The sequence below is a fragment of the Flavobacterium sp. ABG genome (genome assembly GCF_001027725.1).
In the GTDB taxonomy this organism is placed as follows: Bacteria; Bacteroidota; Bacteroidia; order Flavobacteriales; family Flavobacteriaceae; genus Flavobacterium; species Flavobacterium cupriresistens.
Genome location: NZ_LEKS01000004.1, coordinates 32,622 through 46,099, shown reverse-complemented (window position 1 = coordinate 46,099; position 13,478 = coordinate 32,622). Strand labels below are relative to the sequence as shown.

The 13,478-nt window shown below is 30.0% G+C and carries 12 protein-coding genes and 1 tRNA gene; 8 read left to right on the top strand and 5 right to left on the bottom strand.

The window, feature by feature from the left end:
* Positions 1–188: 188 nt before the first annotated feature.
* Positions 189–617, bottom strand: a complete 429-nt coding sequence (gene rpiB, locus AB674_RS05450) for a ribose 5-phosphate isomerase B (protein WP_047774594.1) — start codon at positions 615–617, stop codon at positions 189–191.
* A gap of 2,006 nt (positions 618–2,623) precedes the next feature.
* Complete coding sequence (locus tag AB674_RS05445; RefSeq protein WP_047774592.1) at positions 2,624–2,857, bottom strand: DUF2007 domain-containing protein; 234 nt, start codon at positions 2,855–2,857, stop codon at positions 2,624–2,626.
* Positions 2,858–2,966: 109 nt separating this feature from the next.
* Between AB674_RS05445 and rnr the strand changes: the two genes are divergently transcribed.
* The 3 genes from rnr to AB674_RS05430 are packed head-to-tail and all read left to right on the top strand — an operon-like array spanning position 2,967 to position 6,536.
* Positions 2,967–5,147, top strand: a complete 2,181-nt coding sequence (gene rnr / locus AB674_RS05440) for a ribonuclease R (RefSeq protein ID WP_047774591.1) — start codon at positions 2,967–2,969, stop codon at positions 5,145–5,147.
* Positions 5,148–5,171: 24 nt separating this feature from the next.
* A complete protein-coding gene (locus AB674_RS05435; protein ID WP_047774590.1) occupies positions 5,172–5,840 on the top strand; it encodes a head GIN domain-containing protein in 669 nt (222 codons plus the stop codon).
* Positions 5,841–5,855: 15 nt separating this feature from the next.
* Complete coding sequence (locus AB674_RS05430; protein WP_047774587.1) at positions 5,856–6,536, top strand: LysE family translocator; 681 nt, start codon at positions 5,856–5,858, stop codon at positions 6,534–6,536.
* A gap of 143 nt (positions 6,537–6,679) precedes the next feature.
* Here the strand turns inward: AB674_RS05430 and AB674_RS05425 are convergent, their stop codons facing one another.
* From AB674_RS05425 to folB, 3 genes are all read right to left on the bottom strand, one after another.
* Positions 6,680–7,216 carry a hypothetical protein gene (locus AB674_RS05425; RefSeq protein ID WP_047774585.1) on the bottom strand — a complete coding sequence of 179 codons (537 nt, stop codon included), beginning with the start codon at positions 7,214–7,216 and terminating at the stop codon, positions 6,680–6,682.
* A gap of 300 nt (positions 7,217–7,516) precedes the next feature.
* Positions 7,517–7,587: transfer RNA gene (locus AB674_RS22755), tRNA-Cys, on the bottom strand.
* 93 nt (positions 7,588–7,680) lie between these two features.
* On the bottom strand, positions 7,681–8,040 hold the full coding sequence (gene folB, locus AB674_RS05415) for a dihydroneopterin aldolase (RefSeq protein WP_047774581.1): 360 nt from the start codon (positions 8,038–8,040) through the stop codon (positions 7,681–7,683).
* 107 nt (positions 8,041–8,147) lie between these two features.
* Between folB and AB674_RS05410 the strand changes: the two genes are divergently transcribed.
* The 5 genes from AB674_RS05410 (at position 8,148) to AB674_RS05390 (ending at position 13,457) form a co-directional block, all read left to right on the top strand.
* Positions 8,148–10,265, top strand: a complete 2,118-nt coding sequence (locus AB674_RS05410) for a glutamine--tRNA ligase/YqeY domain fusion protein (protein WP_047774579.1) — start codon at positions 8,148–8,150, stop codon at positions 10,263–10,265.
* A gap of 1,558 nt (positions 10,266–11,823) precedes the next feature.
* Positions 11,824–12,303 carry a hypothetical protein gene (locus AB674_RS05405; protein WP_047774577.1) on the top strand — a complete coding sequence of 160 codons (480 nt, stop codon included), beginning with the start codon at positions 11,824–11,826 and terminating at the stop codon, positions 12,301–12,303.
* Positions 12,304–12,393: 90 nt separating this feature from the next.
* Positions 12,394–12,720, top strand: a complete 327-nt coding sequence (locus tag AB674_RS05400) for a YtxH domain-containing protein (protein ID WP_047774575.1) — start codon at positions 12,394–12,396, stop codon at positions 12,718–12,720.
* Positions 12,721–12,849: 129 nt separating this feature from the next.
* On the top strand, positions 12,850–13,200 hold the full coding sequence (locus tag AB674_RS05395) for a hypothetical protein (protein ID WP_047774958.1): 351 nt from the start codon (positions 12,850–12,852) through the stop codon (positions 13,198–13,200).
* A gap of 2 nt (positions 13,201–13,202) precedes the next feature.
* Positions 13,203–13,457, top strand: a complete 255-nt coding sequence (locus AB674_RS05390) for a DUF6327 family protein (protein ID WP_047774574.1) — start codon at positions 13,203–13,205, stop codon at positions 13,455–13,457.
* The last annotated feature ends 21 nt before the right edge of the window (positions 13,458–13,478 follow it).

The following is a 13,478-nucleotide window of genomic DNA, read 5'->3' as shown; positions in this document are numbered from 1 at the left end:
AGAAGAGAAATTCAACCAATAAATTTATATTCAATTTTTTGAGGGCAAAATAGCGCACAATTTCATCATAAAGACAAAGCCACAATTATTAATGTTAAAACACTAACAAAAGCGGCTATCAATTTATCTATTTTATAACCAAATGTTTATTTTCTGTAATTGTGGTTTTAAACATACCACAAAATATATTAGCAACTTATTTTATCCACTCTATTTTGGTGTCTTCCACCTTCAAATGCTGTAGTTAAAAACGTTTCAACTATTTCTACAGCCTGAGGAATAGAAGTAAAACGTGCCGGAATACTAACAATGTTAGCATCATTATGTAAACGGGTTAAATAAGCAATTTCTTTAGTCCAGCAAAGACCAGCTCTTACTTTTGGGTGTTTGTTTGCTGTCATTGCTATTCCGTTTCCACTGCCGCAAATTACAATTCCGAAGTCGGCTTTTCCCTCAGATACATCAGTGGCCACCGGATGTCCAAAATCAGGATAATCAACAGAATCCTCAGAATCAGTTCCATAATTGGTTACTTCATATCCTTTTGCTTTCAACATCGCAACAATTGCTTTTTTATACTCTGGTCCTGCGTGATCGTTTCCTATCGAGATTTTCATTTTTAAATACTATTAAGTTGTGTGGCACAAATTTAACCAAAGAATTTTGAAGTAAATCTATTTCAAAAGAAAAGTTCAACACGGATTACACTAATTTTCACCTATTCCTCTTTTTAAAATTACTGGAATAGACATTTTATGAAATTCGGGAAAACTAGCGTGATTAGTGGCTGAAATAACTATTTAATTTTCAATATCTTAACGTTATTAACAATTATTAATATCTATATAAATCACTGATAATCAATATATAAATGGTGCACTTTTATTATAAACTAACTTAAAACGTAAAATTCAACACCGATTACACTAATTTTCACTAATTCCTCTTTTTAAAATTGCAGGAATGGGCATTTTATGAAATTAGTGAATGAAATAACTATTTAATTTTCAATACCTTAACGTTATTAACAATTATTAATACCCATATAAATCACTGATAATCAAGATATAAATGGTGCACTTTTATTATAAACTAACTTAAAACCTAAAGCTCAACACGGATTACACTAATTTTCACTAATTCCTCTTTTTAAAATTATAGGAATGGGCATTTTACGAAATTCGGGAATGAAATAACTATTTAATTTTCAATACATTAAGGTTATTAACAATTATTAATATCCATATAAATCACTGATAATCAAGATACAAATAGCGCATTTTTAATATAAACTAGCTTAAAACGCAAAGCTGAACACGAATTCCACCAATTTTCACTGATTTTTCTTTTTAAAAATTACCTAAATAGGTATTTGATAAACACTTTTTTCCAATTAGTGAAAATTAGTGCAATTAGTGGCAAAAAAACACTAAATAACTATCTGATTTTAAATCAATTAACGTTATTAACAATTGCTAACATCTATATAAAACACTGATAATCAATATATAATTAGTGTATTTTATTCTAAACCATATCCTATTATTACCTATATCTAACTCATTGATACTAAAGATAACAAACCCTAAATTAAATAACTTAAAAATATAAAGTTAGCCACGAATTATACCAATATTCACTAATATTTCTTTTAAAACTACAGAAATACACAGGTTATCAACATTTTTTTTCAATTTGCGGTAATTCATGTAATTCGTGGCAAAAAAAAAACTAAATAACTACCTAATATTAAATACGTTAACGTTATTAACAATTATCAACATCTGTATAAATTACTGATTATCAATATATCAGTAGTATATTTTATTTTAAGCCAATTTTAAAAGAAAAGTTTGCATCGAATTACACCAATTTTCACCAATTTTTCATGCAAAATTTATAGAAATAGCCACTTTATAAACACTTTTTTCAATCCGTGGAAGTTATTGCAATTCGTTGCGAAAAAACATCTAATACAACTGCCTTAATTTCAAAATGTTAACGTTATTAACAATTTTAGTATCTCCATAAGAAGCTGATTATCAATTAAGAATAAACAATGTTTTTGTTAAAATTTTAGAATGTTAATACTGAAACCTAATTCATTGATATTCAGTTAACCTTAAATTAACATTATCTGTTAATAACTAAAGATAGAAAATTAGAAGTTTTTTTTGGTCGTGTCAAAAAAAAACCTAATCCAAAACCGGAATGAAATAACCTAATAAAGTTTCATGAATTTTTAGAAAAGTTATCAAGATCAAAAATACCATTTTCAACAAAAATCGACATATGAACTTATCTACAAAATCAATTCATTTTAGGTTGTCAACCGTTGTTAATTAAAATTCAAAAAGTCTTAAAAACTAATCCTTTAACAAAATATAAGTATGTTGATAACTCTAGATAACTAAGAGAAACTTCATTTCAATACTTTTAAAAATAAAATTATTGTACCTATTAACACGCTATAATAACAACCAAAATTTAATTAAATTTAAAATTTCTTTTTTGTTGTATTTAATATATGTTGACAACTTTGAAAGTTTAAAAAGAAAAAAACTGAATTTGAGTTTTCAGATTGATTTGTAATTGAAATTGATTTTTGAAATTGTAAATTGTTTCAAACGATTTTCAAAGGATTGTTGAGATTGTCCAGGATTTCCTGAACTTGTTCGAAATCGTTGGGATGTACTTTGAGTTTGATTCCACCCAGCGCTGCAGAGTAGAAAGGAACCACAGATAAAGTGATTTCATTTTCAAAAAAATAAGGAATTCCTTCTTGCTCCAGTAAGTGTTTGAGAATTACCGTTTCGTGCTCGAAATTGAATATGGCAATCGTTTTAAAGGTTTCCATAAAAGGTCTTTTTGTAAAGATACGAAAGTTATATTTTTAATAATTCTATTTGTTAAAATCTGTTATCTGATATCTTATTTGTAATTTTAAACCTTATAAGAAAAGATATATGAGTAAGAAAATTAGAAAGCCGATAAAAAATGAGAAAGATTTCTCCAGTAAGATAGTAAAGATTTTATCGCAAAGCCCGAATAAAGCATTTAATTACAAACAGATAGGAGCAAAGTTAGAACTTGATGATACCAAAAGCAGAAACCAGATTATTAAAGATTTAAAGATTCTGGCTGCTTCAAAAAAAATTATAGAATCTGAACCCGGTAAATATTTAGTAAAAGCAGAAAGTCAGGATTACTACGAAGGAACAATTGATATGACAAGCCGTAAAACAGCTTATTTCATTTGCCCTGATTTTACAGAAGATGTTTTTATTCCAACGAATAATTTGAATCGTGCCCTGGATAAAGACAAAGTTAAAGTATACGTTTACAACCGAAGAAAAGGTAAAAGACCTGAAGGTGAGGTAATTGAAGTTGTAGAAAGAAATAAAACTGATTTTGTCGGAGTTATTGACATTCAGGCCAATTTTGCCTTCGTTTCTACAGCAAATCCTAAAATGTATACCGATATTTTTATTCCAAAAGATAAAATAGGCGAAGCCGAAAATGGTGACGTTGTTTTGGTTACCATTGAAGATTGGCCAAAAAGAGCCGACAGTCCGTTTGGATCTGTGGTTCGTGTTTTAGGAAAACCAGGAGAACACAATACAGAGATTCATGCTATTTTAGCAGAATACGGTTTGCCGGCAGATTTTCCGGTAGAAGTAGAGGTTTATGCCCAAAAGATAGACACTACTATTCAGGAAGCTGAAATTGCAAAACGTCGTGATATGCGTGATACGCTTACGTTTACGATAGATCCAAAAGATGCAAAAGATTTTGATGATGCCTTGTCTTTCAAAAAGTTAGAGAATGGAAATTATGAAATCGGAATCCATATTGCCGATGTTTCCTATTATCTGGAAGAAGGAACAATTTTAGATGATGAAGCCTATCAACGTGCTACTTCGGTTTATTTAGTAGACAGAGTAGTGCCAATGCTTCCAGAAGTTTTGTCTAATTTTGCCTGTTCGCTACGTCCGAATGAAGAAAAATATACATTCTCTGCTGTTTTTGAAGTTTCAGAAAATGCACAAGTTATCAACCAATGGTTTGGAAGAACTGTAATTTATTCTGATCAACGTTTTGCTTACGAAGAAGCACAATATATCATTGAAACAAAAGATCATACGATCCCGGTTGATATTTCAATTACCGGAAGTTCGTATTTAGTTTCAGATGAAATTGTTCAGGCTACTTTAAAATTAGATGAATTAGCTAAGATTTTAAGAAGAAAAAGAATGGCCAATGGTGCCATTTCGTTTGATAAAGTAGAAGTAAAATTCAATTTAGACGAACAAGGTGAACCGGAAGGTGTTTATTTCAAAGTTTCAAAAGATGCCAATCATCTGATTGAAGAATTCATGCTTTTAGCCAACCGAAAAGTGGCTGAATACATTGGAAAACAAAAGAAAACATTTGTTTACAGAATTCACGATGAGCCAAATGAAGACAAACTAATTGCCATGCAATCGGTTATTGCGAAGTTTGGTTACAAGATTGATTTTAGAAACAAAGGAGATATTTCGAAATCACTGAATGCTTTGATGGAAGAAGTAAACGGTAAAAAAGAGCAGAATTTAATTGATACTCTTGCCATTAGAAGTATGAGTAAAGCCAAATATTCGACAGAGAATATTGGACATTATGGTCTGGCTTTTGATTATTACAGTCACTTTACTTCGCCAATTCGTCGTTATCCGGACGTTATGGTGCATCGTTTACTGCAGTATTATTTAGACAAAGGAGCTTCTGTAGACGAAGAGGTGTATGAAACAAAATGTCTGCATTGCTCGAATATGGAAAGTTTAGCGACTAATGCGGAACGTGATAGTATCAAATACATGCAGGTGAAATACATGCAGGACCATCAGGACGAAGAGTTTTTGGGTGTTATTTCAGGTGTTACGGAATGGGGAATTTATGTTGAAATCGTTTCTAACAAATGTGAAGGAATGGTTAGAATTCGCGAAATAAAAGACGATTATTATACTTTTGATGAAAAGCAGTATGCCTTAGTTGGTGCGACTTCAAACAGTATTTTACAATTAGGAGATGAAATTTACGTTAAAGTAAAAAATGCAGATTTAGTTAAGAAACAATTGGATTTTCATTTTTTAAGAAGAGCTGAATAGTTGTTAAATTAAAAGAAAAGGAACATGAAAAAATTAATTATAGGTGCTGCGATATTGGTAGCACAATTGTCTTTTGGACAAGTAACCAAAGAGTTAGGAGATTTTGATTCTGTAAAAGTTTTTGATAAGCTAAGTGTAAAACTGGTGCCGTCTTCAGAAAATAAAATTGTTATAAAAGGGACTCGTGAAGCAGAAGTTGAAGTAGTTAACAAAAAGGGATTATTAAAATTAAGAATGCCTTTCCCTAAATTGTTATCCGGTAATGATTTGGATATTACGCTATATTATAAACATCTTGAGCTAATAGATGTTAATGAAGGCGCAACTGTAGACGGAAAAGAGGCTATAAAAGCTACTGTTTTTAAAGTTAGTGCACAAGAAGGCGGAAAAATCAATGTAGCATTAGAGGTAGATAAACTAAATGTAAGTTCTGTTTCCGGTGGTGAAATCACTTTATCAGGTAAAGCAGCGAATCAGGATGCAAGTTTGGGAGCAGGAGGATATCTTCTGGCAAGTAAATTAAGTACCTCTCAAACGAAAGTAAGCGTTTCTGCGGGAGGAAAAGCAGATGTGAATGCTTCTACCCTTGTAGATGCTAAAGTAAGCGCAGGAGGCTCTATTTACATTTATGGAAAACCAAAACAAATCAATCAGAAAACGGTTTTCGGAGGAAAAATTGAAGAAGTAAAGTAAATTAATTGTATTTGAATGATAAATGATATTTTAGCTGGACTGCCGTGGGGACTTTTTCTGAGTTTTATGGTAGGTCCAGTATTTTTTATACTGCTGGAAACCAGTATTACAAAGGGATTTAGAGCTGCAATAGTTTTTGATTTCGGAGTAGTATTAGGTGATATTTTTTTTATAGCTATTGCTTATTTAGGGAGTTATCGACTCATTCAGAGTTTAAAAGATAAACCGGCTCTTTTTATTTTCGGCGGAATTATAATGCTGGCGTACGGTATTATCTCCTTTGTAAAACTAAAGAAAGAAGAAAAGATTAATGACGAAGAAATTGATCGCGATATTATAAAAAGAAATTATGCCAGTTTGTTTGTAAAAGGTTTTTTATTGAACGTTATCAACATTGGTGTCCTTGGTTTTTGGTTGGCTGTTATTATTTCTGTCGGACCAAAATTACAAATGCAGACTCCGAGAATGATGACTTTCTTTACCTCAGTTATCATTACTTATTTGGCAGTTGATTGTATTAAAATATTATTAGCCAAGCAATTAAAGTCTAAAATGACACCGACTAATATCTTAAAAATCAAAAAGGTAATTAGCATCGTTTTAATGGTTTTCGGATTAGTTTTAATCGTACAAGGCTGGTTTCCTAAAGAAAAAGAAATGGTAAAAAATGCCTTTGAAAAGATTGAAAATAAGTAGTTTAGCATTTAGATAAAAATATAAAACCTCTCCATTTGAGAGGTTTTTTTATGTTTTATAAGAACTACACCTAACAGGTTTTTAAAACCTGTTAGGTGTAATTAATAATATCTTTTAGATTCTAATCTAAATTTGTAGTTAGTTTATATTTTCCTGGTTTCGTAATAATTTTCCAGAACGATAAATCCATTTTGAATTATATCTCTCATTGCATTATCTTTTTCCTCAGCATCTTTATCATCGATATAATTAACAGCGAAAGACATATTTATAAAACGATCACTTAAAGGATAAGTAACATGTAAGCTTAGTTTTTTTTCTTTTTTAAGTTTAATTGTCCTGATAAAGACGTTTGTTTCGTCAGATTTAACAATCGATTTATTGATTTCTCCCGGTACAGATTGTTTATTTTCAAATAATGCCTTAATAAGCTCATTAGTATCTCCTGAATACTTTTTATCAATTAAAACCGAAACAAAGGGGACACCTTTAGAGATATAACTACCATCTTTTTGCAACACGTATGGAGTTATTTTATCTTTGTTTTGAAGGATATAGACTTTAGTTTTTCCTAATTTTAGAATAGTTGCAGGTTGGTTATTACTTAACAAAGTGTCTCGGGCTATGTTTTGAGCAGATGCAAAACTTGAAAATAGAATTATAAACAGTAGCTTTCTCATATTTATGTTTTTTAAATAAAAATAGGGAATAATACCTATTAAATGTAATTCGCTTTAACATAATTTATTAAATAGAAAAAGGTAGTATAATTTTTGTACCTAAGAGATTTTTAAACCTGTCAGGTGCAACGTATTGATTGTTTTTTCTCCTTCATCAAAAGAAAAAACGGAACGTTTAAGCTTTGCAACTTTACAACCTTTACAGTATTTTAGGAGATTGGAATTTGGAATTTTAAAAAATTGGGATTTAAGAAAATTTTTAGCATAAAAAAAACCTTCAAATTGCTTTGAAGGTTTTTGAGGCATCGTCCGGATTCGAACCGGAGTAGGAGCTTTTGCAGAGCCCAGCCTAGCCGCTCGGCCACGACGCCGTACTTGAACGGATGGCAAAAGTAACTAAAATCTTTAAATTTCAAAAGTTTAAAGAGAAGAATTTTAAAAAAATACGCCTTTTTTAAAAAGGATTACTTTCTCTTTTCCGTCATTTTTATGGTAACCGTCTCAACATCACCACCAATAGGAGGATTTATTTTAGATACCCAAACGGTAGTTTTTTCTATAGATTTTATCTCTTCCAGAACACGAAGTACGATTCTTTTAGCCACATGCTCTAATAAATGCGAACGAATAGCCATTTCTTCGGTTACAATTTTGTTCAAATGGACATAATCTACCGTGTCAGCTAATTGATCTGTAGCTGCTGATTGCTGTAAATTAGCTTTAATTTTTAGATCGACAGTGTAATCAGATCCAATTTTTCCTTCTTCAATTAAACACCCATGGTACGAAAAAGTACGGATGTTTTTTAATTTTATAACTCCCATTTTGTCTTTGTTTCAAGTTTTAAGTTTCAGGTTTACTGTGACTAAAATAACTTTAAACCTGAAACCTGAAACCTTTTTTTTATCTTTGCTAAAATTACTATAAAATAATGGCATCAGAAGAGAAATCACTCAATTTTATTGAACAAATCATAGAAGAAGATCTGAAATCAGGTCTGTCAAATAACAAACTTCATTTTCGTTTTCCACCCGAACCAAACGGTTATTTACATATCGGACATGCAAGTTCTATTGCATTAAATTTTGGTTTAGGACTTGATTATCAGTCGCCTGTAAACTTACGTTTTGACGATACTAATCCGGAAAAAGAAGAGCAGGAATTTGTTGATGCAATTAAAAAAGATGTTGAATGGCTAGGGTATACCTGGTCAGAAGAACGTTATGCTTCAGATTATTTTCAACAATTGTATGATTGGGCTGTTTTATTAATTAAAAATAATAAAGCCTATGTTGATAGTCAGTCTTCTGAAGATATGGCCATTCAAAAAGGAACACCTTCAACTGAAGGGGTAGACGGTCCGTATAGAAATCGTTCTGTTGAAGAAAATTTAGATTTATTCGAAAGAATGAAAAATGGTGAATTTGAGGCCGGAACTCATATTCTTCGTGCAAAAATAGACATGAAATCGACAAACATGTTGATGCGTGATCCTATTATGTACCGAATTTTGCATAAAGAACACCATAGAACAGGAGATACCTGGAAAATCTATCCAATGTACGATTGGGCACACGGACAAAGTGATTATTTAGAACAAATTTCACACTCGTTTTGTACGCTTGAATTCTTGCCTCACCGTGAATTATACGATTGGTTTTTAGATCAGATTTTAGATGAAAATAAATTACGTCCAAAGCAAAGAGAATTTGCCAGACGTAATCTTTCGCATACTGTTGTAAGTAAAAGAAAGTTACAGCAATTAGTTAAAGAACAACATGTTAATGGTTGGGATGATCCTAGAATGTCAACTATTTCAGGCTTAAGAAGAAGAGGATATACTGCTGCTTCTTTACGTCATTTTGCTAATACTATTGGTATTGCAAAACGAGATAATTTGATTAGTGTATCGGTTTTAGAATTTTGTATTCGTGAAGATTTGAACAAAATTGCACCTCGTGTAATGGCCGTTTTAGATCCTGTAAAATTGGTTATTACAAATTATCCGGAAGGAAAAGAAGAGTGGTTAGAAGCCGAAAACAATCAGGAAGATGAAAGTGCTGGTTTCAGAAAAGTACCTTTTTCACGCGAATTGTTTATAGAAAGAGAAGACTTTTTAGAAGAAGCTCCGGCTAAATATTTCCGTTTGACTTTAGGAAAAGAAGTACGTCTTAAAAATGCGTATATCATTAAAGGGGAGAGTGTTATAAAAGATACTGAAGGTAATATTACCGAAATTCATGTAACTTATGATACGGATTCCTTAAGTGGAAGTGGGACAGAAGCAAGCCAAAGAAAAGTATCCGGTACCTTACATTGGGTTTCTATTGCTCATGCCGTTAAAGCAGAAGTTCGTTTGTACGATCGTTTGTTTACAGATGAAGCTCCGGATGGTTATAAAGACAAGAATTTCTTGGATTTTGTGAACCCAAATTCATTAGAAATTGTGACAGGTTTTGTAGAACCAAGTTTGGCTTCAGCACAAAATGAAGACAAATTTCAGTTTCAACGTTTAGGTTATTTTACGGTTGATAAAGACTCAACTGCTTCAAAATTAGTATTTAACAAGACGGTTGGATTGAAAGATGCCTGGGAAGAAAAAGGTAAAAAAGAAGAAAACAGTATTAATAATTCTTTGAAAGATATCAATAAATATTTCAAAGTTGAAACAAAAGCGGAACGTATTGCAATTGAAAGTGCAATAGGGGAGAGCATAAAAAATGTTAGTAGTTTCTCTTTATTGCAAAATTCTTTAAAGAAAAATAGCAATAATAATAAGAGTTCGTTGTTATTTGCTCAGTTTATTTTGAAATATTCAAGTTTGAAATCTTCTGATTTTGAAGAAGAAGAAATCAAAAAATTATATACAATGTCTTTAAGAAGTGAATCGACTTATGTAAGATCAAAAGCACTTTTAAATTTAAGAGATTTGGAAAATGAAGCTTTCAAAAATCAGTTTGAAGATGACATTTTGAAATTATATTCAAATCCGCCGAAAAATGCTTCTGAGAGAGAAATTGAAATTCTTGGAGAAATGGTAAAGAAATAATATCAAGATTATTTATTAAAAGCGCTTTTAAAAGCGCTTTTTTTTATTATATAGTTTATCTATTGAAAATTATAGTTTAATAATTTTTATAGATTTAAAACAACCTTCATAAATTGATTTTAAGACGTTTTTTAGTTTCTGCCGACTCATTAATCATCTTTTAAAAAATAATTAAATAAAGAGCTTTATTTTAATTTTAGCGTCTGTTTTACCTTGCTTTTAGGGTTATCAACATTAGATTGTTTATAAAGTTGATAATTATAGTCATTTTGTAGTTTTTTGCCACTCGAAGAATGGATTAAGTTTTAAAAAGAGACTTTTGGACTTTAGTATAAATTTTATTGATAATTTGTTTTGTAATTGTATGTTTTAATTATTATATATTTTATCTATTATAAAGTTAATATTTATAATTATTACATATTAAAAGTGACTTTCATAAATGTTTTTTAAGACATCTTTTTATTTCTTGCGACTACTAAATAGTATTTCGAAAAACCTTTAAAGTAGAAGCCTTATTTTAAGTTTACCTTTTTTTGCCTTCATTTTTGGGTTGTGAGGTACTGAATCTTCTATAAAATTTAAAACGCAATTTATTTTGTAGATTTTGATCGGGAAAAAAATAAAATTGAACTAAATGGGTTTTTAGACTAATCATCAATTATTCTGATAGTTATTTTATTATTTAGCTTATTTGTTTATTATTGATTTTAAGTATTAATATTTAAATTTTAATAGTTATTTGTAATTAAAAACGGCTTTCATAAATGTATTTTAAGACGTTTTTTTATTTCCTCCGACTCCTAATTCCTCTTTTTTAAAATCATTAAAAAGAGAGCTTTATTTTAATTTTAGCCTTATTTTTGCTTGAATTTTTGGTTTATTAACACCAAATTGTTTATAAAGTTGAGAATACAATTGGTTTCCTATTTTTAGAGACATTTGTCATTTTGAAGTGTGTAAATTTCTGTAAAAAGAGAAACGCTAAGTTTTAATCAACTTTAGTTATGATAAAATTAATTGAGTAAGTATTCTATAATCATTTATAAAAACTATTGAATTTTAAATTTTAATAGTTGTTTATAATTAAAATTGACCTTCATAAAACTATCGTAAGCTGTTTTTTATTTTCTTTTATACCAATAGGTGTATTTTAAATTATTGTTGATTTGGGTGCTTTATTTAAGTTTTTATCTTCGTTTTTCTTAGTTTAACGGGTTATTAACATAGAATTGTTTATAAAGTTGGTATTTTTACGATCATACCAGAAGTCAGTAGTGATTTTTTAAAAATTCATGATCTCGTATTAAGATGTTAAAGAGAGTTTCGCTGGAATCAAAAAAGCAATTTTTGTTTTAGTGTGTACTCTAAATTGATTTCTTAAAATAATAATTTTATGATCTAATTCTTATTGTGTGCCAATTTTGATGCTGTTTTGTCTATAAAACATTTTTCAAATTGGTTTCATAATTTTCGAAATTTCATAACATTGATTATGCGATAGTTTTAACTTTTAAATTTCGTTCTGATTTTTAGTTTTAATTTTAAATCTAAATTTATGAAAACACTATATTTTACATTAGCCGTATTATTTGCCAATGTGGCAATTTCTCAAACACATCAAATTACAAAACACAATGGAGAACAATTGGATGTTAATTTCATTAAAAGTGAAAATGATTTAATTTATTATGCTTTAAACGGAAGTGCTGAAGAAATGAAAATTAGCAAATATGCAGTTTCTCAAGTTACCAACAAACAGACCAATCAAACTCAAAAAGTTTCAGATAGGGTAGAAGTAGTTTCGAAATCTGATTACAATAAGGTTCAGGTTTTGTCTGAGGATAAAACGGTTGGTTTAAAAAAAGTGGCAAACTTTGAAGGAGTTTCTGTTAAGACAAAAGGAGAGGGACCATTGGGACAGCAAAAGCAAACTGCGATGTTGATTAAAACAAAGTCAGCTTTAAAGGGTTATCCGTTTGTAAGTATTGTCGAGAAAGATAATGGGAAATACGAAGCAGTTGCTTATGTGTATTAATTAGTTTGTTAATTTTTTGTAAACATCTTTTAATCAATATTTTGTAATTATAAAAAAGAGTATCTTTATTAATCACTTAAATCTAATAATATGTCTAATAAATCAAATACAATCGCCGCAATTTTGGCCGGTGCCGCAGTAGGAGCCGCAGTAGGAATTTTATTTGCTCCGGATAAAGGATCTAAAACACGAGCAAAACTTAAAGAAGGTTTAGATGATGCAACACATAATTTGAAGGATTCAATAGGAGCAAGTTCTGAAGTGTTACGTGAAAAATTTGCACATGCAAAAAAGAATCTTGACGGAACATACGATGATTTACTTTCGAATATGAGTTACAAAACAGAAGAAGTAATTTCATTTTTAGAATCTAAGCTTGCGGATTTGAAAGCGCAAAACGCCAAACTTCAAAAGTAAATTTCTAAGTCAGGCACAAAACGAATTTTTTAATAGATTGCATTTCCAGTTTATTTGGTTACTTTTAATATGGAAATGGCAATTTTTAAAGTGCGTTTTGTGCTTTATTATTTAACTAAAAATCAAATTATGGCTTTTGAAGAATTAAAAGAACATACCGAAAATATGCAAGATCAGGCTAAAGAGTATTTAGACAGTCACTTAGCATATTACAAACTTTGGGGTTTTAAAGTAGCCATGAAGTCTACCACACTAATTTTTAAGTTTACTTTAATTTTATTGTGTTTTGCTATGGTTTTGTTATTTGGTTCTGTTGCAGCAGCGTTTGCTTTTAGCAACATGTTTGGGAGTTATACCTTAGGATTTTTAACAGTAGGAGGGATGTATTTGGTGGCAACTATTTTACTTTTCTTTATCAAAGATAAGTTTGTTGAAGGACCAATTTTGGAGAAATTTTCAGAAATCTTTTTTAATGATTAATTATGGAAACAAAAAAATACGCTTCATACGCTGAAATTGAAAGAGAGTTAGAAATACTGAAACTTCAAAAAGACATTAATTATCAGAAATTAGTTTTAAGTTTTCAGAAAACTAAGGAGACGATAACACCACAGAATATTGTTAATGGCTTTTTGTCCTCGTACAAAGAGTACTTTTCAAATTCCTATGTGAGTATTTTACAGTCTATTTTGCCCTATATTATCGGGTGGTTTATCAATAAAAAAAGAGGCAATTAAGCCTCTTTTTTGTTTTTATGA

What these genes read in the sequence shown, in the direction of transcription:
- AB674_RS05400 (WP_047774575.1), top strand. Translation starts at nt 12,394, where the DNA reads ATGTCTAATAAATCAAATACAATCGCCGCAATTTTGGCCGGTGCCGCA.
- AB674_RS05425 (WP_047774585.1), bottom strand. Translation starts at nt 7,216, where the DNA reads ATGAGAAAGCTACTGTTTATAATTCTATTTTCAAGTTTTGCATCTGCT.
- AB674_RS05395 (WP_047774958.1), top strand. Translation starts at nt 12,850, where the DNA reads ATGGCTTTTGAAGAATTAAAAGAACATACCGAAAATATGCAAGATCAG.
- AB674_RS05405 (WP_047774577.1), top strand. Translation starts at nt 11,824, where the DNA reads ATGAAAACACTATATTTTACATTAGCCGTATTATTTGCCAATGTGGCA.
- AB674_RS05435 (WP_047774590.1), top strand. Translation starts at nt 5,172, where the DNA reads ATGAAAAAATTAATTATAGGTGCTGCGATATTGGTAGCACAATTGTCT.
- folB (WP_047774581.1), bottom strand. Translation starts at nt 8,040, where the DNA reads ATGGGAGTTATAAAATTAAAAAACATCCGTACTTTTTCGTACCATGGG.
- rnr (WP_047774591.1), top strand. Translation starts at nt 2,967, where the DNA reads ATGAGTAAGAAAATTAGAAAGCCGATAAAAAATGAGAAAGATTTCTCC.
- AB674_RS05430 (WP_047774587.1), top strand. Translation starts at nt 5,856, where the DNA reads ATGATAAATGATATTTTAGCTGGACTGCCGTGGGGACTTTTTCTGAGT.
- AB674_RS05410 (WP_047774579.1), top strand. Translation starts at nt 8,148, where the DNA reads ATGGCATCAGAAGAGAAATCACTCAATTTTATTGAACAAATCATAGAA.
- AB674_RS05445 (WP_047774592.1), bottom strand. Translation starts at nt 2,857, where the DNA reads ATGGAAACCTTTAAAACGATTGCCATATTCAATTTCGAGCACGAAACG.
- rpiB (WP_047774594.1), bottom strand. Translation starts at nt 617, where the DNA reads ATGAAAATCTCGATAGGAAACGATCACGCAGGACCAGAGTATAAAAAA.
- AB674_RS05390 (WP_047774574.1), top strand. Translation starts at nt 13,203, where the DNA reads ATGGAAACAAAAAAATACGCTTCATACGCTGAAATTGAAAGAGAGTTA.